At 67.9% G+C, this 21,744-nt stretch carries 21 protein-coding genes and 2 riboswitches; of the genes, 9 read left to right on the top strand and 12 right to left on the bottom strand.

The annotated features are described in order from the left end of the window. Positions 1–57 precede the first annotated feature (57 nt). The 7 genes from ACSFA0_RS11105 to glpD form a co-directional block, all read right to left on the bottom strand. Positions 58–1,788, bottom strand: a complete 1,731-nt coding sequence (locus ACSFA0_RS11105; protein WP_435450238.1) for an ABC transporter substrate-binding protein — start codon at positions 1,786–1,788, stop codon at positions 58–60. Between the two features lie 87 nt (positions 1,789–1,875). Next, positions 1,876–2,184, bottom strand: coding sequence for a DUF2160 domain-containing protein (locus ACSFA0_RS11100; protein ID WP_435450237.1), 309 nt, complete (start codon positions 2,182–2,184; stop codon positions 1,876–1,878). Positions 2,185–2,195: 11 nt separating this feature from the next. Beyond that, positions 2,196–3,008 (bottom strand): carbohydrate ABC transporter permease, encoded by an 813-nt coding sequence (locus tag ACSFA0_RS11095; RefSeq protein WP_435450236.1) that lies wholly within the window; start codon positions 3,006–3,008, stop codon positions 2,196–2,198. Continuing rightward, the gene (locus tag ACSFA0_RS11090; protein ID WP_435450235.1) at positions 3,005–3,895 is read right to left on the bottom strand and encodes a carbohydrate ABC transporter permease; all 891 of its coding nucleotides are present in this window, start codon (positions 3,893–3,895) and stop codon (positions 3,005–3,007) included. The genes ACSFA0_RS11095 and ACSFA0_RS11090 overlap by 4 nt, the downstream gene beginning before the upstream one ends. Further along, the gene (locus ACSFA0_RS11085; protein ID WP_435450234.1) at positions 3,892–4,962 is read right to left on the bottom strand and encodes an ABC transporter ATP-binding protein; all 1,071 of its coding nucleotides are present in this window, start codon (positions 4,960–4,962) and stop codon (positions 3,892–3,894) included. The genes ACSFA0_RS11090 and ACSFA0_RS11085 overlap by 4 nt, the downstream gene beginning before the upstream one ends. A 2-nt stretch (positions 4,963–4,964) precedes the next feature. Then, positions 4,965–6,038: an ABC transporter ATP-binding protein gene (locus ACSFA0_RS11080; protein ID WP_435450233.1), complete on the bottom strand. Its 1,074-nt coding sequence runs from the start codon at positions 6,036–6,038 to the stop codon at positions 4,965–4,967. After that, on the bottom strand, positions 5,980–7,611 hold the full coding sequence (gene glpD, locus ACSFA0_RS11075) for a glycerol-3-phosphate dehydrogenase (protein ID WP_435450232.1): 1,632 nt from the start codon (positions 7,609–7,611) through the stop codon (positions 5,980–5,982). The genes ACSFA0_RS11080 and glpD overlap by 59 nt, the downstream gene beginning before the upstream one ends. Positions 7,612–7,778: 167 nt before the next feature. Here glpD and ACSFA0_RS11070 point away from each other — a divergent pair, with 167 nt between their 5' ends. Beyond that, positions 7,779–8,549, top strand: a complete 771-nt coding sequence (locus ACSFA0_RS11070) for a DeoR/GlpR family DNA-binding transcription regulator (protein WP_435450949.1) — start codon at positions 7,779–7,781, stop codon at positions 8,547–8,549. A 16-nt stretch (positions 8,550–8,565) separates the two neighbouring features. After that, positions 8,566–10,059 (top strand): glycerol kinase GlpK, encoded by a 1,494-nt coding sequence (gene glpK, locus ACSFA0_RS11065; protein WP_435450231.1) that lies wholly within the window; start codon positions 8,566–8,568, stop codon positions 10,057–10,059. A 39-nt stretch (positions 10,060–10,098) separates the two neighbouring features. Here the strand turns inward: glpK and ACSFA0_RS11060 are convergent, their stop codons facing one another. From ACSFA0_RS11060 to pmbA, 5 genes are all read right to left on the bottom strand, one after another. Continuing rightward, positions 10,099–10,653, bottom strand: coding sequence for a histidine phosphatase family protein (locus ACSFA0_RS11060; protein ID WP_435450230.1), 555 nt, complete (start codon positions 10,651–10,653; stop codon positions 10,099–10,101). Then, on the bottom strand, positions 10,650–11,429 hold the full coding sequence (cobS, locus tag ACSFA0_RS11055; protein ID WP_435450229.1) for an adenosylcobinamide-GDP ribazoletransferase: 780 nt from the start codon (positions 11,427–11,429) through the stop codon (positions 10,650–10,652). The genes ACSFA0_RS11060 and cobS overlap by 4 nt, the downstream gene beginning before the upstream one ends. Continuing rightward, positions 11,426–12,463: a nicotinate-nucleotide--dimethylbenzimidazole phosphoribosyltransferase gene (gene cobT / locus ACSFA0_RS11050; RefSeq protein ID WP_435450228.1), complete on the bottom strand. Its 1,038-nt coding sequence runs from the start codon at positions 12,461–12,463 to the stop codon at positions 11,426–11,428. The genes cobS and cobT overlap by 4 nt, the downstream gene beginning before the upstream one ends. A gap of 4 nt (positions 12,464–12,467) precedes the next feature. Continuing rightward, on the bottom strand, positions 12,468–13,916 hold the full coding sequence (locus tag ACSFA0_RS11045; protein WP_435450227.1) for a cobyric acid synthase: 1,449 nt from the start codon (positions 13,914–13,916) through the stop codon (positions 12,468–12,470). Positions 13,917–13,990: 74 nt separating this feature from the next. After that, positions 13,991–15,361, bottom strand: coding sequence for a metalloprotease PmbA (pmbA, locus tag ACSFA0_RS11040; protein WP_435450226.1), 1,371 nt, complete (start codon positions 15,359–15,361; stop codon positions 13,991–13,993). Between the two features lie 69 nt (positions 15,362–15,430). Here pmbA and yjgA point away from each other — a divergent pair, with 69 nt between their 5' ends. The 7 genes from yjgA to gcvT all read left to right on the top strand — a co-directional run bounded on the left by yjgA (position 15,431) and on the right by gcvT (position 21,744). Further along, complete coding sequence (gene yjgA, locus ACSFA0_RS11035; RefSeq protein ID WP_435450225.1) at positions 15,431–16,087, top strand: ribosome biogenesis factor YjgA; 657 nt, start codon at positions 15,431–15,433, stop codon at positions 16,085–16,087. Beyond that, positions 16,084–16,686 carry a molybdopterin adenylyltransferase gene (gene mog / locus ACSFA0_RS11030; protein ID WP_435450224.1) on the top strand — a complete coding sequence of 201 codons (603 nt, stop codon included), beginning with the start codon at positions 16,084–16,086 and terminating at the stop codon, positions 16,684–16,686. Before yjgA ends, mog begins: the two co-directional genes overlap by 4 nt. A 133-nt stretch (positions 16,687–16,819) precedes the next feature. Next, complete coding sequence (locus ACSFA0_RS11025) at positions 16,820–17,791, top strand: TRAP transporter substrate-binding protein (RefSeq protein ID WP_435450223.1); 972 nt, start codon at positions 16,820–16,822, stop codon at positions 17,789–17,791. An 88-nt stretch (positions 17,792–17,879) separates the two neighbouring features. Next, positions 17,880–18,374, top strand: coding sequence for a TRAP transporter small permease (locus tag ACSFA0_RS11020; protein WP_435450222.1), 495 nt, complete (start codon positions 17,880–17,882; stop codon positions 18,372–18,374). Further along, on the top strand, positions 18,371–19,648 hold the full coding sequence (locus ACSFA0_RS11015; protein WP_435450221.1) for a TRAP transporter large permease: 1,278 nt from the start codon (positions 18,371–18,373) through the stop codon (positions 19,646–19,648). The genes ACSFA0_RS11020 and ACSFA0_RS11015 overlap by 4 nt, the downstream gene beginning before the upstream one ends. An 81-nt stretch (positions 19,649–19,729) precedes the next feature. Next, positions 19,730–20,269, top strand: a complete 540-nt coding sequence (locus tag ACSFA0_RS11010; protein ID WP_435450220.1) for a hypothetical protein — start codon at positions 19,730–19,732, stop codon at positions 20,267–20,269. A 21-nt stretch (positions 20,270–20,290) separates the two neighbouring features. Beyond that, positions 20,291–20,378: riboswitch (glycine riboswitch) on the top strand. 12 nt (positions 20,379–20,390) lie between these two features. Next, positions 20,391–20,512, top strand: a riboswitch (glycine riboswitch). Between the two features lie 50 nt (positions 20,513–20,562). Continuing rightward, positions 20,563–21,744, top strand: coding sequence for a glycine cleavage system aminomethyltransferase GcvT (gene gcvT, locus ACSFA0_RS11005; RefSeq protein WP_435450219.1), 1,182 nt, complete (start codon positions 20,563–20,565; stop codon positions 21,742–21,744).

The following is a 21,744-nucleotide window of genomic DNA, read 5'->3' as shown; positions in this document are numbered from 1 at the left end:
CGAGAAGGGCTGCTGCGCCCTGGGGTGCAGCAGCCCTCGTCGGCTGGGCGTCAAAACTCAGCGCACCTTGCCGTCCTTCCAGGCCGTCAGCAGCTTGTTGTAGTCGATGGTCTCGCCCTTCGGCTTCTCATTGGCGAGCTTCTTCCACGGCGCGTTCTTGTCGCTCAGCCACTTGTTGGGGTCGCCCTTGGCGTTGAGCTTGGGGGCGCAATGGGCCATGCCGGCACGTTCCAGGCGCGCCATCACGTTGTCCATCTCGTCGGCCAGGTTGTCCATCGCCTTCTGCGGGGTCTTCTCACCCGTGACGGCCTCGGCCACGTTCTTCCACCAGAGCTGCGCGAGCTTGGGATAGTCGGGCACGTTGGTGCCGGTGGGGGTCCAGGCCACGCGTGCCGGGCTGCGGTAGAACTCGACCAGGCCGCCGAGCTTGGGTGCCAGGTCGGTCATGGCCTTGCTCTGGATGTCCGATTCGCGGATCGGCGTCAGGCCCACGATGGTCTTCTTCAGCGAGACGCTCTTGGCGGTCACGAACTGGGCGTACAGCCAGGCGGCCGCCGTCTTGTTGGCGTCGTGGCCATTGAAGAAGGACCACGAACCCACGTCCTGGTAGCCGTTCTGCATCCCCTGCTTCCAGTACGGCCCGTTCGGGCCAGGCGCCATGCGCCACTTGGGCGTGCCGTCCTCGTTGACGACCGGCAGGCCCTTCTTGGTCATGTCGGCCGTGAAGGCCGTGTACCAGAAGATCTGCTGCGCGATCTGGCCTTGCGCCGGCACCGGTCCGGATTCGCCAAAGGTCATGCCCATGGCTTCCTTGGGCGCGTACTTCTTCATCCAGTCGATGTACTTGGTGAGTGCGTACACGGCGGCGGGTGAATTCGTCGCGCCCCCGCGCGACACCGCCGCCCCGACAGGCGTGCACTTGTCGTCGGCCACGCGGATGCCCCATTCGTCGATCGGCATGCCGTTGGGGTTGCCGATGTCGGCGGTGCCGGCCATCGACAGCCAGGCATCGGTGAAGCGCCAGCCGAGCGACGGGTCCTTCTTGCCGTAGTCCATGTGGCCGTAGATCGGCTTGCCGTCGATGGTCTTGACGTCGACGCTGAAGAATTCGGCGATGTCCTCGTACGCGCTCCAGTTGAGCGGCACGCCCAGCTCGTAGCCGTACTTGGCCTTGAACTTCTCCTTCAGGTCCGGGCGAGCGAACAGGTCGGCGCGGAACCAGTACAGGTTGGCGAACTGCTGGTCGGGCAGCTGGTAGAGCTTGCCGTCGGGCGCGGTCGTGAACTTGGTGCCGATGAAGTCCTTGAGGTCGAGGCCCGGGTTGGTGAACTCCTTGCCCGTGCCTGCCATGTAGTCGGTCAGGTTCATCATCTTGCCGTAGCGGTAGTGCGTACCGATCAGGTCGGAGTCGGAGATCCAGCCGTCATAGATCGACTTGCCCGACTGCATCGAGGTCTGCAGCTTCTCGACCACGTCGCCTTCCTGGATCAGGTCGTGCTTCACCTTGATGCCGGTGATTTCCTCGAAGGCCTTGGCGAGCGTCTTCGATTCGTACTCGTGCGTGGTGATGGTCTCCGACACCACCGAAATCTCCTTGACGCCCTTCGCCTGCAGTTTCTTGGCGGCGTCGATGAACCACTTCATCTCGGCCGTCTGCTGGTCCTTGCTCAGCGTCGACGGCTGGAATTCGCTGTCGATCCATTTCTTGGCTTCGGCTTCTCCCGCCGACGCCCCTTGCGCGGCGGCCATCGCCGCTGCCAGTGCCAGTGCCATGTAGCGCATCTTCATGGTTTGTCTCCTCGGTTGTTGCCCCCCCGGTGGTTCGGATCTCGGCTCCGGGGCGGCGGAGAGCCGGATTCCCTTATTCGCGCGGGTTCAACCCTTTCGCATCACCAAGGCGAGCAGGCCCATCGACAGCACGAAGCTGATCCAGATCGACGGCTCGGCCTCCAGGGCCAGCCATTCCTGGAACTTGCCCGCAAGGCCGATGAAGACCAGGTTGAGGTAGGCCGCGGACAGCAGGCCGATGAAGAGCCGGTCACCTCGCGTGGTGTCCATCGGCAGCCAGCCGCGCCGCAGCGTGGTGGGCGACTTGTATTCCCACACCGTCATGCCGACCAGCATCAGCGCGATGCAGGTGAAGAACACGGCCACCGGGGTGGTCCAGACCATCCAGTCGAACATCGTGGTGCTCCTCAGACGCGGCCCATCGCAAAGCCTTTTGCGATGTAGTGGCGGACGAACCAGATCACGATCGCGCCGGGCACGATGGTCAGCACGCCGGCCGCGGCGAGCGTGGCCCAGTCCATGCCCGATGCACTGACGGTGCGCGTCATCGTCGCGACGATCGGCTTGGCGTTCACGCTCGTGAGCGTGCGCGCCAGCAGGAGCTCGACCCAGCTGAACATGAAACAGAAGAAGGCCGCCACGCCGACGCCGGCCTTGATGAGCGGCAGGAAGATCGTGAGGAAGAAGCGCGGGAACGAGTAGCCGTCGATGTAGGCGGTTTCGTCGATCTCGCGCGGGATGCCGCTCATGAACCCTTCGAGGATCCACACGGCCAGCGGCACGTTGAACAGCAGGTGCGCGAGCGCCACGCCCAGGTGCGTGTCCATCAGCCCGACCGTGCTGTAGAGCTGGAAGAAGGGCAGCAGGAAGACGGCGGGTGGCGTCATGCGGTTGGTCAGCAGCCAGAAGAACACATGCTTGTCGCCGAGGAAGGAGTAGCGCGAGAACGCATAGGCCGCCGGCAGCGCCACGGTCAGCGAGATCACCGTGTTGATGCCCACGTAGATCAGGCTGTTGATGTAGCCCGAGTACCACGACTCGTCGGTGAAGATGCGCGCGTAGTTGGCCCAGGTGAGCTGCTCCGGGAAGAACGAGAAGCTCGAAAGAATTTCCTCGTTCGTCTTGAAGCTCATGTTGATCATCCAGTAGATGGGCAACAGGGCGAACAGGATGTACAGCACCAGGAAGATGCTGCGTTTGTGAAAGCGCCGTTCGTTCATTGCTCCACCTCGACTTTCTGGGTTCCGACGCGCTGCATCCAGTTGTAGAGGATGAAGCAGAGCAACAGGATGATCAGGAAATAGATCAGCGAGAAGGCCGCGGCCGGCCCGAGGTCGAACTGGCCGACCGCTTTCTGGGTGAGGTACTGCGACAGGAAGGTCGTCGCATTGCCCGGCCCGCCGCCGGTGAGCACGAAGGGCTCGGTGTAGATCATGAAACTGTCCATGAAGCGCAGCAGCACCGCGATCATCAACACGCCGCGCATCTTGGGCAGCTGGATGTAGCGGAACACCGCGAACTTGCTGGCGCCGTCGATGCGCGCCGCCTGGTAGTAGGCATCTGGGATCGAGCGCAGGCCGGCATAGCCGAGCAAGGCGACCAGCGGCGTCCAGTGCCACACGTCCATCACCAGCACCGTGAGCCAGGCATCGGTGGCATTGCCGGTGTAGCTGTAGTCGACGCCTATCTTCTGCAGCATGTGGCCGAGCAGGCCGATGTCGGCGCGGCCGTAGATCTGCCAGATGGTGCCGACCACGTTCCACGGAATCAGCAGCGACAGCGCGACGATCACCAGCACGGCCGAGGCCTTCCACCCGGTGGCCGGCATCGACAGTGCCAGGCAGATGCCCAGCGGAATCTCGACCAGCAGCACCGACAGCGAAAAACCGAGCTGGCGGTAGAGCGCCGAATGCAGCTCGTCGTCGCGCATCACCGCTGCGAACCATTCGGTGCCGACGAACACGCGCCGATCGGGCGAGATGATGTCCTGCACCGAATAGTTGACCACCGTCATGAGCGGCACGATGGCCGAGAAAGCGACGCAGATCAGCACCGGCAGGATCAGGAACCAGGCCTTCTGGTTGATGGGCTTCGTCGTCGTACTCATGGGATGAGCTCCTCGTCGCGGTAGTAGCAGGTGTGCGGGTCCACCACCTTCAGCCACACGATGTCGCCGGCGGTCGGCATCCGTGCGTCGGACGACAGCCGTGCCTTGAGCTTCGTGCCGCCGGCATCCGCGCTGAGCATGGCGTGGGTGCCGACGTCCTGCACCTGCGTCACGGTGGCGGGAATCGCGCCGGGCGCTTGAGGGTCGGCGATGCGGAGGTACTCGGGACGAATGCCCAGCTTGAGCGCCCCGTCGGGCAGTTCGCGCAAGCCGGCCAGCCGAACACCCGCGACCTCGAGCGCCCCGCCCTGACTCTGCGCCGGCACGAAGTTCATGCCCGGCGAGCCGATGAAATGCCCGACGAAGGTGTGGGCCGGCCGTTCGAACAGTGCCTCCGCACTGCCCACCTGCACCGCCTTGCCGCGGGTCATCACCACCACCTCTTCGGCGAAGGTCAACGCCTCAACCTGGTCGTGCGTGACGTAGATCAGCGTGAGCTTGAGTTCACGGTGGATCTGCTTGAGCTTGCGCCGCAGCTGCCACTTGAGGTGGGGGTCGATCACCGTGAGCGGCTCGTCGAACAGCACCGCCGACACGTCCGAACGCACCAAGCCGCGGCCCAGCGAGATCTTCTGTTTGGCATCGGCCGCGAGCCCGGCGGCGCGCTGGTCGAGCTGCCCGCTCATGTCGAGCATCTCGGCGATCTCGCCAACGCGCTTCTTGATCTGCTCGGCCGGCACCTTGCGGTTGCGCAGCGGAAAGGCCAGGTTCTCGGCCACCGTCATCGTGTCGTAGATGACCGGGAACTGGAACACCTGCGCGATGTTGCGCTCTTGCGGCGTGGCGCGCGTCATGTCGCGGCTGTCGAAGGTCACCGTGCCCTGCGACGGCACCAGCAGGCCCGAGATGATGTTGAGCATCGTCGTCTTGCCGCAGCCCGAGGGGCCGAGCAGCGCATAGGCGCCGCCGTCGCGGAAGCTCATCTTCAAGGGCAACAGTGCGTAGTCGCTGTCTTGGGTGGGGTTGGCGCGGTAGGCGTGCGCCAGGTCGAGGTCGATGCGGGCCATGGTCAGTTCCCCTTGCCCCAGGCCGGGGCGACGGCCAGCTTTTCGCTGGCGTCGAACACATAGGCCCGGGCCGCTTCGAAGTGCAACGTGATGGCGGCGCCTAGTTCCAGGCGATGCACGCCAGTGAGCTGCGCCACCAGTTCGCCGACGGCGGTATGCACATGCACAAAGGTGTCGGACCCGGAGATCTCGGCCAGCTCGACCGTGCCGGGCAACGCGATGCCACCAGGCCTGGCCTGCACGTCGAGGGCACTGGCGCGCAGCCCGATGGTGACGGCCCCGCCGCTGCCGGCGGGCAACGCCATCGGCAGCAACGGGCCACCGGCGAGTTGCACGCCCTCGGGCGTCGCGGTGCCGGGCAGCAGGTTCATCGGCGGGTCGCTGAAGGCACGCGCGACCCGCAACGACTGCGGCGCGTGGAAGACCTCGGCGGTCGGCCCGTACTGGAGCAGTTCGCCCACATCCAGCACCGCGGTGTAGCCGCCCAGCAGCAAGGCTTCGCCCGGCTCGGTCGTGGCGTAGATGACGGTGGAGTCGCCGCTGGCGAAGAGTTGCGCGAGCTCTTCACGCAACCCCTCACGGAGCTTGTAGTCGAGATTGACCAGGGGCTCGTCGAGCAGCATCAGCGGCGCGTTCTTGGCCAGCGCACGCGCCAACGCGACGCGTTGTTGCTGGCCCCCGGAGAGTTCTGCCGGCAGGCGGTCGAGGAACATGCCGATGTGCAGCTTGTCGGCGAGCTCGCGCACCCGCGGCCCGATGTGCTTTTCGCCGCGCAGCTTGAGCGGCGAGGCGATGTTGTCGGCGACCGTGAGCGATGGATAGTTGATGAACTGCTGGTACACCATCGCGACGTTGCGTTCGCGCACCGGCCGCCCGGTGACGTCATCGCCGTCGACCAGGACCCGGCCGCTGCTGGGCACGTCGAGGCCCGCCATGATGCGCATCAGGCTGGTCTTGCCGGCCTGGGTTGCGCCCAGCAGCACCGTGACGGCGCCGCTGCGCGGTGTCAGGCTCTGCTCATGGAGCCACGTCTGCGCGCCCACCTTCTTGGTGATGCGCTCGAGGTTCAATTGCATCGGTTTGTCTCTCGTCGTTTTGATCGTCGAACCACCGGGCGACCGCGGCACGCTCTTCTGGCGTGTACCCCAGGCCCAGCTTCGAGCGGCGCCACAGGGCGTCGTCTGCCGTGCGAACCCATTCCTGCGCGTACAGGTAGCGCAGTTCGGCATCGCGCAGGCCCGGGGCGACTTCCACGCCCAGGTCGGCCAGCGCGGTCGCATCGCCCAGCACCTCGGCGATGCGCGCGCCGTAGGCATGCGCCAGCCGGCGCGCTTGCGGTGCGGGCAGCCACGCGTGGCGCTTCTGCACGGCCACGACGAAACGCTCGAAGTCTTCGTCCGGCCGCTTCGGCGCGCCGATCCAGCCCGACAGGTCGCCGCCCGCGAGGAAGGCGCCGTCGGTCCAGGCCGGGCGCTTGTCGCCGAGCATGCGGCCGACCTCGTCCGCAGCATCCTCCGCCAGCTTGCGGAAGGTGGTGATCTTGCCGCCCCAGACCGACAACAGCGGCGCGGCGGTGGTGTTCGCTTCGAGCAGGTAGTCGCGCGTGACGGCCGACGGGTCGCCCGATGCGTCGTCCAGCAGCGGGCGCACGCCGGAATAGGTCCACACGACGTCGGCCGGGACCACGGCCTTCTCGAAGTAGCGGCTGGCCTGTTCGCAGAGGTAGTCGATCTCCTCGGGCGAGATGCGCGCCGCGCCCGGGTCGTCGGCACCGATCTCGACATCGGTGGTGCCGATCAGCGTGTAGTCGTCCTGGTAGGGAATCGCGAAGATGATCCGCTTGTCGGGGTTCTGGAAGATGTACGCATGGTCGTGCTCGAAGATGCGCTTGACCACGATGTGGCTGCCCTTGACCAGCCGCAGGCTCTTGGTCGCGAGCGCTTCGCCCTTGGCCGCATGGGCCGTGTTGCGCAGGAAGCTCTCGGCCCAGGGGCCGGCCGCATTGACCACCGCACGTGCACGCACGGTGTGGATGCCGTCCGGGCCGTCGAGCGTGGCGGTCCAGCCGGTGGCATCGCGCTGCACCGCGGTGCAACGGGTGCGGGTGAGGATCTGCGCACCGCGCGCCCGGGCATCGACCGCGTTGAGCACCACCAGACGGGCGTCGTCGACCCATCCGTCGGAATACACGAAGCCGCGCTTGTACTGCGGCTTGAGCGGCTGGCCGGCCTTGTGTTTTCGCAGGTCCACCGTACGCGAACCTGGCAGCACCTCGCGCTTGGCCAGGTGGTCGTACAGGAAGAGGCCCATGCGAACCATCCAGGCCGGTCGCATCGACGCGTCATGCGGCATCACGAAGCGCAGCGGCCACATGATGTGCGGGGCACTCTTGAGCAGCACTTCGCGCTCCTGCAGTGCCTTGCGCACCAGCGAGAACTCGTAGTACTCCAGGTAGCGCAGCCCCCCATGGATCAGCTTGGTCGACGACGACGAGGTGTGGGCGGCCAGATCGTCCTTCTCGCACAGCACGACCCTGAAACCGCGACCGGCGAGGTCCCGCGCGATGCCGCAGCCATTGATGCCGCCACCGACGACGAGCACGTCGCATTCGGTCGTCTTGGCCGCAACGGGGGTGGACAAATCGTTCACGAGGGAGGACCGCTCTGAAGTGACTGCTGGGTTGCCGAAGGGGAGTGAAGGACTTTCGCCTTGGTTCATTTTGGTTCCTTATGACGCGCATAAGATTGTAGTTTTCCCCTAGACAGTTCGTTTTTGTTCGATTTAGAGTGTTGCGTCCATCCCACCCCATGCCACGCCTGAACCCCAATCCCCGCCAGCTGCGCCTGCTCGACACTGTGCGGGCGCGCGGGACCGTGATGGTCGAAGAGCTGGCGGAGATGCTCGCCGTCACGCTGCAGACGGTGCGGCGCGACGTCCAGCGGCTGGCGGACGAAGGGCTGCTGACGCGCTTTCACGGCGGCGTGCGGGTGCCCAGTTCGACGACCGAAAACATCGGCTACCCGCAGCGGGCGTCGCTGCACGCCGACGGCAAAGCCCGCATCGCCCGGGCGGTGGCGGCCCGCGTGCCCAACGACTGCTCGCTGATCCTCAACGTCGGCACCACCACTGAAGCCATCGCGCAGGCGCTGATGCGGCACACCGGTCTGCGCGTGATCACCAACAACCTCAACGTGGCGACGATCCTCAGTGGCAACCCGGCGTGCGAAGTGATCGTCGCGGGCGGCTCGGTGCGCGCGCGCGACCGCGCGATCGTGGGCGAGGCCACCATCGATTTCATCCGCCAGTTCAAGGTCGACATCGCGCTGATCGGCGTGTCCAGCATCGAGGCCGACGGCTCCTTGCGCGACTTCGACCTGCGCGAGGTGAAGGTGGCGCAGACGATCATTGCGCAGGCGCGCGAGGTCTGGCTCGCCGCCGATGCCAGCAAATTCAACCGGCCGGCGATGATCCAGCTCGGGACGTTGTCGGACATCGATCGGCTGTTCACCGACGCCGAACCGCCCGCCCCTTTTCCCGCCCTGCTCGACAGCGCCCAGGTGCGCTGCGAGATCGCGAGCGACCATTGACTGCGAAGGCGCACCCATGACCCACATCCTCGCCCTCGACCAGGGCACCTCCAGTTCGCGCAGCATCGTGTTCGACGACGCAGGCCGCATCGTCGCCGTCGCGCAGCGCGAGCTGCCGCAGATCTACCCGCAACCCGGCTGGGTCGAGCACGACCCGATGGAGATCTGGCGCAGCCAGCTCGCCACCGCGCGCGAGGTGCTCGCCAAGGCGAAGCTGCAGCCGACCGACATCCACGCCATCGGCATCACCAACCAGCGCGAGACCACCCTGCTGTGGAACCGCCTGACCGGCCAGCCGGTGCACCACGCCATCGTCTGGCAGGACCGCCGCGCCGAGCCGCTGTGCGCCCGGTTACGCGACGAAGGCCTGACCGACACCATCCGCGACAAGACCGGCCTGGTGATCGACGCGTATTTCTCCGCCACCAAGCTGCGCTGGCTGCTCGACAACGTGCCCGGCGCGCGCGAACAGGCCGAGCGCGGCGAACTGGCGTTCGGCACGGTCGACAGCTGGCTCATGTGGCAGCTCACCGGCGGCAAGGTGCATGTCACCGACGTGAGCAACGCGTCGCGCACGATGCTCTTCAACGTGCACGACAACACCTGGGACGCCGACCTGCTGAAGGCGCTCGACATCCCCGCCGCGCTGCTGCCGGAAGTGAAGCCGTCGAGCGCGCACTTCTGCGACACCGACGCCGCATTGCTCGGCCGCTCGCTGCCCGTCGGCGGCGTCGCCGGCGACCAGCAGGCCGCCCTCTTCGGTCAGGCCTGCTTCGGCCCCGGCATGGCCAAGAACACCTACGGCACCGGCTGCTTCCTGCTGATGCACACCGGCGACGCGTTCCGCCCGTCGGCCAACGGCCTGCTCGTGACCAGCGCCGCGCAGACCAGCGCGCAACCGCAGTACGCGATGGAAGGCAGCGTCTTCGTCGGCGGCGCCGTCGTGCAGTGGCTGCGCGACGGCCTGCAGGCCATCCAGGGCAGCGCCGAGGTGCAGGGCCTGGCCGAGAGCGTGCCCGACTCGGGCGGCGTGATGATGGTGCCGGCCTTCACCGGCCTGGGCGCGCCCTACTGGAACGCTGAGGCGCGCGGCACGATCACCGGCCTGACCCGTGGCACGACCGTCGCGCACATCGCCCGCGCCGCGCTGGAGAGCATCGCCTACCAGAGCGCTGCCCTGCTCCAGGCCATGAGCCGCGACGCCGTGGCCGCTGGCGGCGCACCCGTCGCCGAATTGCGCGTGGACGGCGGCGCCTGCGTGAACGACCTGCTGATGCAGTTCCAGGCCGACCTGCTCGGCATCCCCGTGCTGCGGCCAGAAGTCACCGAGACGACCGCGCTGGGCGCGGCCTATCTGGCGGGGCTGTCGACCGGGTTCTTCAAAGACCTCGATCAGTTGTCGACGCTCTGGCGCGTCGAGCGGCGCTTCATGCCGACGATGGGTCGGCCGCAGGCGGACGAGGCGATGGGGCGGTGGGAACACGCCGTCCGCCAAGCCACGGCGCGCTGAACGGACCCACGGCCCAAGCGTGGGAAGGCCGCTCCGGCTTCAGCCCTCGACACATCGCCACTCGCCGAAACCGATCGGCTGGCGCGGCCAGTGGCATGCACTTGCGGGGCATCGCACCCCCTGCTGCAGCAGCGTCACCGCGCGCATCACGCCCGCGTGCGTGACCCACAGCGCGTCGCGCCCCGAGGCGCGCCACGCATCCCAGGCCTCGCCGACGCGCGCCATGAAGAGGCGGGTGCTCTCGCCGTGCGTCCCGGCGCGCGCGTTGGTGAAGTCGGCCATCCAGGCGTCGAAGTCCGCACGGGCGATGCGCTCCCAGGGCTGGCCTTCCCAGGCGCCGAAGTCCATTTCGGCGAGGCGGGGGTCAAGGGCCGCCGTCGGCAACGCGGGCTGCTGGTCGGCGATGGCGCGGGCGAGCGCTACGCAGCGTTGCAGCGGCGAGGTGTGAATGACGATGTCTGCCGGCAGCAGCGGTGCGATCTGCGCAGCAACCTCGTGCGTGGCCTCGGTTGTGCACGACAGGTCGGTTCGGCCATAGCACAGGCCCGCAGGCGCTTCGACCGGCGCGTGCCGCAGTAACCACAACCTACTCACAGCCGTGCCGCCATCGCGAGGTAGATCGCCAGTTCGCTCAGCTGCTGCGTGGCGCCGAGCCCGTCGCCGGTGAAGCCGCCGAGCCGGCGGCGCAGCAGGCGCACCATGAAGACGGCGACCAGCGCCGCCGCGAGCAGCGCCGCCACGCCGTTGACCGCGCCGCCCGACATGATCAGCAACGCCGCGGCCGGCAGCGACCACAGCACCGCGACGACGACCGCGCCGCCGCTCACCGCATCGGCCATCGGCTTGGCCTTGCCGCCCTCGCCGCCGACGTAGCGCGATGCGCGCATCACTGCCAGCGGCGCGAGCCGCGACAGCACATGCGCCGCCAGCAGCGCCGCGCAGGCGACGAAGGCACCCTGCCCGGCCAGCGTCGCCAGCAGCGCGAACTTCAGGCCCATCGCCAGCACCACGGCGATGGCGCCGAAGGCGCCGATGCGCGAGTCCTTCATGATCTCCAGCGCGCGCTCGCGGGTCGACGCGCCGCCCAGGCCGTCCACCACGTCGGCCAGGCCGTCTTCATGAAAGGCGCCGGTGACGAGCACCGTGACGACCGTGCACAGTACCGCGGCGACCAGCGGCGGCCACAGCGCCAACGCGCCTGCCAGTGCCAGCGCGCCGATGGCGCCAACGACCCAGCCGACCGCCGGAAAGTGCGCTGCAGCGGCGCGCAGCATCGCCGGGCTGTAGCCGACCCACTGCGCGAGCCGACCCGTGACCGGGATGCGGGTAAAGAATTGCAGCGCCAGCAGGAAGTGCCGAAGACCGTTCATTGCCTCGACACGCCCGCGGCTTCGAAGCTGGCCATGTCACGCAGGATGACGCAGGCCGATTCGAGCAGCGGCCACGCCAGTGCGGCGCCGGAGCCTTCGCCCAGCCGCAGGTCCAGGTGCAGCAACGGATCGAGGCCGAGGTGCGCCAGCAGCAGCGCATGGCCGGGCTCGGCCGACACATGGGCGGCCACGCAGCGCTGCACCACCTGCGGGCGCAATGCCTGCGCCACCAGCACGGCCGCGCTGGCGATGAAGCCGTCGACCACGATCACGCGGCGCTCGTCGGCCGCCTGCAGCACGGCGCCCACTAGCGTCGCGACCTCGAAACCGCCGAAGGCTGCGAGGGCATCGAGCGGCGACGTGGCGCCGGCGTGCAGCGCCAGCACGTCGCGCAGCACGCGCGCCTTGCGCGCACGGCCTTCGGCGTCGAGGCCGGTGCCGGCGCCGGTGCAGGCCTCGATGTCGTGCCCGACCAGCCGCGCCAGCAGCATGGCAGCCACCGAGCTGTTGCCGATGCCCATCTCGCCGAGCAGCAACGCGTTACCGGGCAGCTCGCGCACGATCGCCATGCCGTTGGCGATGGCCTCGGCGCACTGCACGGCGCTCATTGCCGGGCCGGTCGATGCATCGGCCGTGCCCGGTGCGACCTTGCGCACGACCAACCCGGCGCGCGGCGCGACGTCGCGGCGCACCCCGCAGTCGACCACCGTCAGCGCCAGGCCGTGCTGCCGTGCCAGCACGCTCACGGCGGCGCCGCCGGCCAGGAAGTTCTCGACCATCTGCCAGGTCACGTCGCTCGGATAGGCCGACACGCCGCGCGCCGCCAGGCCGTGGTCGGCCGCGCAGACCAGCATCTGCGGCTGCGCCAGTACCGGCGTCTCGCTACCGAGGATGGCGCCGATGCGCAGCGCCAGCGCCTCGAGCCGGCCGAGCGCGCCTAGCGGCTTGGTCTTGTTGTCGATCGCGTGCTGCAGACGCGCGGCCAGAGCAGCGTCGTGCAGGTCGGCGACGAGGGGAAGCGTGAGCGGAGCCATGGGTTCAGTCGATCAGGGAAGACAACACACCGGGCGCGAAGTGCGTGTCGATGAAATCGGCGAGGCCGTCGAAGACGGCATCCAGCGTGGGCGCGCATGTGCCGAACAGCGCGTGCAGCACGGCGGGGTCTTCGAACAGGCCGTGCAGGTACACGCCCAGCACGTTGCCCGCCGCGTTCTGCCAGGCCAGGCCGTCGGGCATGGCGGCATGCGCATGGTCGCCGGCCGCGGCCATCGCGCTGTGCGGCATCGTCTGGCCGTGATGAATCTCGTAACCCCGCACGCCGACGTTCGACAGCGCGGACCACGCGCCGGTCAGCGTCGCAAAGGCGGCGTCGCGCTGGCGCACCGTCTTGTCGGGCGCGAACACCGTGACCAGCGGCAGCAGCCCCAGGCCCGGTGCATTGCCGTCGATGCCGTGCGGGTCGATCAGCGCCTCGCCCAGCATCTGCAGCCCGCCGCACACGCCCAGCACTCGGCCGCCGCGCGTAGCGTGCGCCGCCACGGCGCGGTCCAGGCCCTGCGCGCGCAGCCAGGCGAGGTCGCCGCTGGTGTGCTTGGAGCCGGGCAGCACCACCCAATCGGCATCGGCCAACTCGGCCGGGCTGCGCACCCAGCGCAAGCGCACGCCGGGCATGTTCTTCAGCGGCTGGAACTCGTCGAGGTTGCTGATGCGTGGGTAGGCGACGACGGCGATGGTGCACGTCACCTCTCCCGTCGCTGTGCTGCGGTCATCGAAGACACCGTCTTCTTCGGCCAAGCCGTGCTGCCACCACATCGGCAGCGTCGCAACGGTCGGCACGCCCGTCATGTCCTGCAGCATCTGCGGTGCCGGCGCGAGCAGCGCCGCGTCACCGCGGAACTTGTTGAGCACGAACCCGCGCAGCAGCGCCCGGTCGGCCTCGGGCATCAGCGCCCAGGTGCCGTAGAGGTGCGCGAAGGCGCCGCCCCGGTCGATGTCGGTCACCAGCAGGCAGCGTGCATCGGCGTGGCGCGCGACGCGCAGGTTGACGATGTCGCTGGCCATCAGGTTGATCTCGGCCGGCGAGCCCGCACCTTCGATCACCACCACGTCGTTCTCGGCGCGCAGCGAATCGAGCGATGCGGCGATCTGCGGCCACACGCGTTCGCTGCGGCCGCGCCAGGGCATGCCGGTGAGTTCGGCGCTGACCTGCCCCAGCAGCACGACCTGGCTGTGCGTGTCGCGCTCAGGCTTGAGCAGCAGCGGGTTCATGCGCACCTCGGGTGCGGCACGGGCGGCCAGCGCCTGGAAGTACTGCGCGCTACCGATCTCGCCGCCCTCCACCACCCGGGCGTTGTTGCTCATGTTCTGCGCCTTGAAGGGTGCGACCTTGAAGCCCTGGCGGGCGTAGTGGCGACACAGTGCGGTGGCCAGCCAGCTCTTGCCGGCACCGCTCGTCGTTCCCAGGACCATCACGCATTTCGCTGTCATGCGGCGATTGTCGTCGGCAGCGCGGCGCCGCCAACGCCATCTTCCGGGCCCAAGAACGCGGCCCGCGGGTGGGTTCAGCTCCCCGCGATCTTCATGCGGTCGATGAGGATCGAGCCGGTGCTCTTCGCACCGTAGTTGTACGCGTCCGCGCCCACGGCCTGAATGCCCAGGAGCATGTCCTTGAGGTTGCCGGCGATGGTGATCTCCTGCACCGGGAACGCGATGCGTCCCTTCTCGACCCAGAAGCCGCTGGCGCCGCGCGAATAGTCGCCGGTCACGTAGTTCACGCCCTGCCCCATCAGCTCGATCACGAACAGGCCGGTGCCCAGCTTGCGCAGCATTTCGTCGAGGTCGTCGCCGGGCTGGGTCAGACGCGAGCGCAGCGTGAGGTTGTGCGAACCGCCAGCGTTGCCGGTGGTCTTCATGCCGAGCTTGCGGGCCGAGTAGGTGCTGAGGAAATAACCTTCGAGCCGGCCGCCGTCGACGATCTTGCGGGCCCGCGTCGCCACGCCTTCGTCGTCGAAGGGCGCGCTGCCCTTGCCGCGCAGGATGTGCGGGTCTTCGGCCACGTCGATGTGCTTAGGTAGCACCGGCTTGCCGAGCGAATCGAGCAGGAAGGTGCTCTTGCGGTAGAGCGCGCCGCCGCTGGTGGCCTGCACCAGCCCGCCCAGCAGGCCGGCGGCCAGGGGCGACTCGAACAGCACGGGGCACTGCGTGGTCTTGATCTTGCGGGACTTCAGGCGCGACAGCGCGCGCTCCGCGGCATAACGGCCCACCGATTCGGGGCTGGCCAATTCGTCGGCCGAGCGCATCGAGCTGTACCAGGCGTCGCGCTGCATGCCGTCGCCCTTGCCAGCGATCGGCGCGACGGAGATGGAATGCCGCGAGCTGGCGTAGCCGCCGCGAAAGCCATGCGTGTGGGCGCTGAAGAAGTGGCTCTGCTGGGCCGACACGCCGGCACCTTCGCTGTTGGTGATGCGCTTGTCGGTCGACAGGGCCGCCGCTTCGCATTGCAGCGCCAGTTCGGCGGCGCGGGCGCTGTCGATATCCCAGGGGTGGAACAGGTCCAGGTCGGGCTGCTCGCGCACGATGTCGGCTTCGTCGGGCAGGCCACCGACCGGGTCTTCGGCGGTGAAGCGGGCGATGTCGTAGGCCGCCTGCACCGTCTGGGCGATGGCGGCCTCGGAGAAATCGGAGGTGCTGGCGTTGCCGCGGCGATTGCCGACGTACACCGTGATGCCCAGCGACTTGTCGCGGTTGCGCTCGACGTTCTCCAGTTCCCCTTTGCGCACCGACACGCTCAGGCCGCAGCCTTCGGAGGCTTCGGCCCCCGCGTCGGTGGCGCCGAGCTTCTTGGCGTGCGCCAGGGCCGAGTCGACCAGGTTTTCGAAGAAAGAGCGGCTGTAGGCAAAGCCGGACGCGGGGCGCGTGGAGGATGTCGTCATGTGTTGGCTATGATACTTGGCCCCCCTGTTCCCTCTCTCGCGCGGTCCTTTGCGGCCCAGGATTTTCCGATGTCCCGCAAACCCAAAAAAGGCTACTACGTCCGTGGCGAATTCGTTGCCGAAGGCAGCGAACTCGACCTGGAGCTCAAACGCGAGCTCAAAGGCACCGACGACGCCAGCAAGACCGACCTCAAACGTGAAAGCGCCGAGCTGCAGAAGCTCGGCGAAGACCTGCTCGACCTGCGCAGCGGCCTGTTCGACCAGCTGCCGCTCGGCGAGAAGCTGGCCGACGCCATCGTCGAAGCGCGCCGCATCACCAACTTCGAAGGCAAGCGCCGCCAGATGCAGTTCATCGGCAAGCTGATGCGCGCGCTCGACCCCGAGGCGCTGGACGCCGTGCGGCGCGCGCTCGACGAGCAGCACCGCGGCCCCGCCGAAGAGACCGCGACGCTGCACGAGGCCGAGCGCTGGCGCGACCGGCTCATCGCCGACGACGACGCCCTCGGAGGCTGGATCGAAACGCACCCCGACACCGACAGCCAGCAGTTGCGCGCCCTGGTGCGCCAGGCCCGCAAGGACATCAAGGCCGGCAAGCCCGGCGAAGCACCGCGCCAGGGCAAGGCCTACCGCGAGGTGTTCCAGCTGGTGCGCGCGCAGCTCGCGGCCCATGCCGGCAGCGACCGTGCGGCCGAGGCCAGCGAGGAATCGCGGGAGCGCGACGCATGAGCGAACCGACGGCCTTCGACCGGGTGCGCATCGGCATCGTCTCGGTCAGCGACCGCGCCTCCACCGGCGTGTACGAAGACAAGGGGCTGCCCGCACTGAAGGACTGGCTGACGCGCGCCCTGCGCAACCCGATCGACTTCGAAGCGCGGCTGATCCCCGACGAGCAGGCCGGCATCAGCGCCACGCTGATCGAGCTGGTCGACGCCGGCTGCTCGCTGGTGCTCACCACCGGCGGCACCGGCCCCGCCCTGCGCGACGTCACGCCCGAGGCGACGCTGGCCGTGGCGCACAAGGAGATGCCGGGCTTCGGCGAGCAGATGCGGCAGATCAGCCTGCGCTTCGTGCCTACCGCCATCCTGTCGCGCCAGGTCGCGGTGGTCCGCGACCGCGCGCTGATCCTCAATCTGCCGGGCCAGCCCAAGGCCATCGCCGAGACGCTCGAAGGCCTGAAGAACGCCGACGGCTCGCAGGCCGTGCCGGGCATCTTCGCGGCGGTGCCCTACTGCATCGACCTGATCGGCGGGCCCTACCTTGAGACCGACGATGCGGTGTGCAAGGCGTTCCGTCCGAAGTCCGCGATCCGCCCGGCGCGCACCTGAAACGCGCGCCTTACCACGGCGCGCTCCCCGTAGAAATCCCGACGCTGCACTGCAGCAGAGTGCGGCATAGTCGCGGCCTGTCTGCGCGCCGGGTCGCCGCGCCGCAGTCTTTTCCAACAACCGGAGACACCGCATGAAGTTGAACCGTTTGGCCGCTGGCCTGGTTCTGGGGATGGGCCTGGCCTGCGCCGCGTTCGCGCAGACCACCATGAAGATCAGCATCTCGACCGCGCAGAACTCGCACCAGGGCGTCGCCATCGACACCTTCGCCAAGGAAGTCGCGGCCCGCACCGGCGGCCGCTACAAGGTCGAGACCTTCTACAACGGCGCGCTCGGCGGCGAGCGCGAGTCGATCGAGGCGGTGCAGCTCGGCACGCAGGAGCTGGCCTTCTCGTCGACCGGCCCGGTGCCCAATTTCGTGCCCGAGACGAAGATCCTCGACGTGCCCTTCCTGTTCCGCGACAAGGCGCACGCCCGCGCGGTGCTCGACGGCCCGATCGGCCAGGACCTGCTCGCCAAGTTCGACGCCAAGGGCTTCAAGGCGCTGGCGTGGGGCGAGAATGGCTTCCGCCACATGACGAACAGCAAGCGCGACGTGAAGGCGCCGGAAGACTTGAAGGGCCTGAAGATGCGCACCATGGAGAACCCGGTGCACATTGCGGCCTACAAGGGCCTGGGCATCATCACGACGCCGATGGCCTTCCCGGAAGTCTTCACCGCGCTGCAGCAGGGCACGGTCGACGGCCAGGAGAATCCGCTGCCGGTGATCATGTCGGCCAAGTTCTCGCAGGTGCAGAAGCACCTGTCGCTGACCGGCCACGTGTACTCGCCCTGCATCTTCGTGATGAACAAGGGCAGCTTCGACAAGCTCAGCGCGGCCGACAAGACCGCTTTCCTCGAAGCCGCCAAGGTGGCCGTGAAGGCCAACCGCGACCGCGTGGACCAGGACGACGCCAACGGCGTGAAGGAACTCCGCGCGCAAGGCATGACCGTGATCGAGACCGTCGACAAGGCGAAGTTCGTTGCCATGCTGGCACCGGTCAACGCCGACTTCGAGAAGCAGTTCGGCAAGGCCAACCTGGACAAGATCCGCAACGTCAAGTGATGCTCGGGCCGCCGTCCCGCGCGGGATGGCACCGGGGCCCGCCGCAGCTGTCGGCGGGCTTTTTGTTTTTTGAGAATGGCGTAGAGAGATGAAAGACAAATTCCTTGGCCTGGAGCGCTGGACGACCGGCGCATCGATGGTGCTTGCCTGCGTGATGCTGGTGATCGCCTCGTCGCTCGGCGTGTTCCAGATCGTCACGCGTTTCGTGCTCGAGCAACCCGCGGAGTGGAGCGAGATCCTGATTCGGGTCAGCCTGATCTGGATGGTGTTCCTCGGCATCCCCATGGCCTTTCGCCAGGGCGCCATGGTGAGCGTCGATGTGCTCTACCGCTGGAGCTCGCCGCGCTTTCGCCGCGTGCTCGACGCCGTCGTGAGCATCGCGGCGCTGGCCCTGATGCTCATCATCCTCTGGTACGGATGGGACTACGCGATGCGTGGCCGCGTGCAGTCGATGGCGGGCCTGGAGAGCCTGTCGATGGTCTGGGCGTACCTGGCGCTGCCGGTCGGCGCCGTCTTTTCCCTGTTCGGCATCGCCGGCAATTACCTCGACCCCAAACGGCTCGAACTGGAGACCGCGCAATGACGCCCATGATGGTCGGCACGATGGTGCTGTGCTTCGCACTGTCGGTCTCGGTCGCCGTCTCGATCGGGCTCGCGTCGATCGTGGGCATGCAGGTCAACGGCGCCAACATGCTGATCTCCGCCAAGGAGATCTTCAACTCGATCAACAAGTTTCCGCTGGCGGCGATTCCCTTCTTCATCCTGGCCGGCAACCTGATGGAAACCGGCGGCATCTCACGCCGGCTGGTGGAATTCGCCAAGAGCATCGTGGGTGGCGTGCAGGGCGGCCTGCCGATGACCTGCGTGCTCACCTGCATGATTTTCGCGGCGGTGTCGGGCTCGTCGGTGGCCACCACCTTCGCCATCGGCGCGATCCTGATCCCGGCGCTCATCAAGCACGGCTACCCGACCTCGTACGCCGCCGCGCTGCAGGCCACGAGCGCCGAGCTGGGCGTCATCATCCCGCCGTCGATCCCGATGATCCTGTACGGCGTGAGCGCCGAGGTGTCGATCGGCGAACTGTTCATCGCCGGCTTCGGCCCGGGCATCCTGATCAGTCTGGCGCTGATGCTCTTCGTGTGGGTCTACTGCAAGATCAAGGGCTGGGGCAAGAACGACGGCGAGGGCCGCATGCCCTTCGGCCGCGCGCTGTGGCAGGCCGGCTGGGCATTGCTGATGCCGGTCATCATCCTGGGCGGCATCTACGGCGGCGTCTTCACGCCGACCGAGGCCTCGGCCGTGGCCGTGTTCTACGCCCTCGTCGTCGGCATGGTGATCTACCGCGAGATCAAGGTGACAGACCTGTTCATGATCCTGCGCAAGTCGGTGCTGTCGTCGGCCGTGATCATGTTCATCATCGCCAACGCGGGCCTGTTCGCCTTCCTGATCACGCGCGCGGGCGTGCCCGACGCCATCGGCCACTGGCTGCAGGAGGTGCTCAAGTCGCCGGTGATGTTCCTGCTGGGCGTGAACGCGGCGCTATTCGTCATCGGCATGTTCATCGAGACCAGCGCGGCCATCATCGTGCTCGCGCCCATCCTCGCGCCGGTGGCGATGCACTTCGGCGTCGATCCGGTGCACTTCGGGCTGATCATGGTGGTCAACCTCGCGCTCGGCATGATCACGCCGCCTTTCGGCGTGAACCTGTTCGCGGCCTGCACCGTGGCGCGAATATCGCTCGACCGCATCGTGAAGGACCTGATCCCCTTCGTGCTGGTCGTGCTCGGCTGCTTGATGCTGATCACCTACTTCCCGGCGATCTCGCTGACACTGCGCGACCTGGTTTACGCGAAATAGCGCACGGGCGTGGCGGCGGCCTTCATGCCGCTGTCATGCCCTGCCCCGATGCTGGCGAGCCCATCTTCCGCCCGGCATCTCATGTTCTTCAGCAAGACCGACAAGGCCCGTGACGAATTGCGCCCTGGCCGCCGCACGCTGACCCAGCGCGAGCGCGCCGTGCTGCTGATGGCCGACGGCCAGCGCTCGGTGACCGACTTCGTGCCGCTCTTCACGGACCGCGACGAGGCGGTGCGCGTGGCGCGGCATCTGCTGCACGAGGGCTATCTGCATGCGCCGGACGAACGCATCGACGCGCCAGCCGTCGTCGTGCCGAATGTGCCCGAGCCATCGCCACCCGCCGTACCAGTCGCCGTGTCGGCCGACCCCTTCGACGGCAAGCCCTCCCTGGCGACCACGCGCATGTTCCTGTTCGACCTGTGCGAGCGAATGTTCGCGCGGCGTGATCCGGCGATGGCCGTCGTGCTGCGCGACACGCTGCGCGAGGCACGCGACCGCGTCACGATGCTGGCCGTGGCCGACATGATGCTCGCGGAGATACGGCAGGCCGCGGGCGACGAGCGTGCCGACGCCATCCAGGACCGCATCGCCAAGTTGTTGCCAGCCGAAACGGTGCACTGAGCCCGCGTCGATCCACTACACTCGCCCGGGTCAGGAGAGCGCCCGCACGGGCCACCGAAGGCGCAGGAACCCATCCGAACGCTCAGGTACCAAGGACTGACGAGGCGCCCGTTCACCCGGGCGTTTCCTTGCTGGAGAGAGGTCGGTCGTCCATCGCGACATGCCGGCCCACCGAAGGAGCAAACCCTAAGCCTGTGACCAGGCGGGGCGAATCTCTCAGGTAGAGCGGACAGCAGGGGTGGCCCATGACTTGCGTCGTGGATTCCGTCTGCCCCTTGTTTTGGAGAGCGCCCATGGCTGCTTCCGACGATTCGCTTCCGCTCCAGAAGACCCCGCTGCACGCCCTGCACGTCGAACTCGGCGCCCGCATGGTGCCCTTCGCCGGCTACTCGATGCCGGTGCAATACCCCGCCGGCCTGATGGCCGAGCACAAGCACACCCGCACCGCCGCCGGCCTGTTCGACATCTCGCACATGGGCCAGCTTCGCCTGGTCGGGCCCGATGCTGCCGCGGCCTTCGAGACGCTGATGCCGGTCGACGTGGTCGACCTGGCACCCGGCAAGCAGCGCTACGGCCTGCTGCTCAATGACGCAGGGGGCATCCTCGATGACCTGATGTTCTTCAACGAAGGCCACGGCTCGCTCTTCGTCATCGTCAACGGCGCCTGCAAGGCCGCCGACCTCGCCCACATCAAGCAGAGGATCGGTGCGCGCTGCGACGTGCAGCCGATGCCCGACCATGCGCTGCTCGCGCTTCAGGGCCCGCAGGCCGCCGCCACGCTGGCGCGGCTGTCGCCCGGCGTCGAGCGCTTCGTCTTCATGACGGGTGGCGCGGTGCAGATCGGCGACAAGGACGTGAAGATCCCGGCCTTCGTCACCCGCAGCGGCTACACCGGCGAAGACGGCTTCGAGATCTCGGTGAAGGCGAACGACGCCGAGGCACTAGCCCGCCTTCTACTGGCGCAGCCCGAGGTGCAGCCGATCGGCCTGGGCGCACGCAACTCGCTGCGGCTGGAAGCGGGTCTGTGCCTGTACGGCCACGACATCGACGAGACGACCACGCCGGTCGAGGCCTCGCTCAACTGGGCGATCCAGAAGGTGCGTCGCACCGGTGGTGCGCGCGCGGGCGGGTTCCCCGGCGCGGACAAGGTGCTGTTCCAGCTGGCGGCCGCGGCCTCGGGCGCGGCGGGCATCGCCGACCACGAGACGCTCAAGCGCCGCCGCGTCGGCCTGGTCGCGCTGGAACGCATCCCGGTACGCGACGGCACGCCGCTCGAGTCTTTCGAGGGCGCCGCCATCGGCCAGGTGACCAGCGGCCTGCTCGGGCCGACGGCCGACCGGCCGATCGCGATGGGCTACGTGGCAACCGCCTATGCGGAGCCGGGCACCCGCCTGCAGGCCATCGTGCGCGGCAAGCCGGTGCCGATGGAAGTGACCACCCTGCCCTTCGTGCCGACCCGATACTACCGAGGCTGA

It is taken from the genome of Variovorax restrictus (assembly GCF_051216715.1).
Lineage (GTDB): Bacteria > Pseudomonadota > Gammaproteobacteria > Burkholderiales > Burkholderiaceae_C > Variovorax.
Note: the sequence above shows the minus strand (reverse complement) of the source record. Positions and strands in the feature narration are given on the sequence as shown.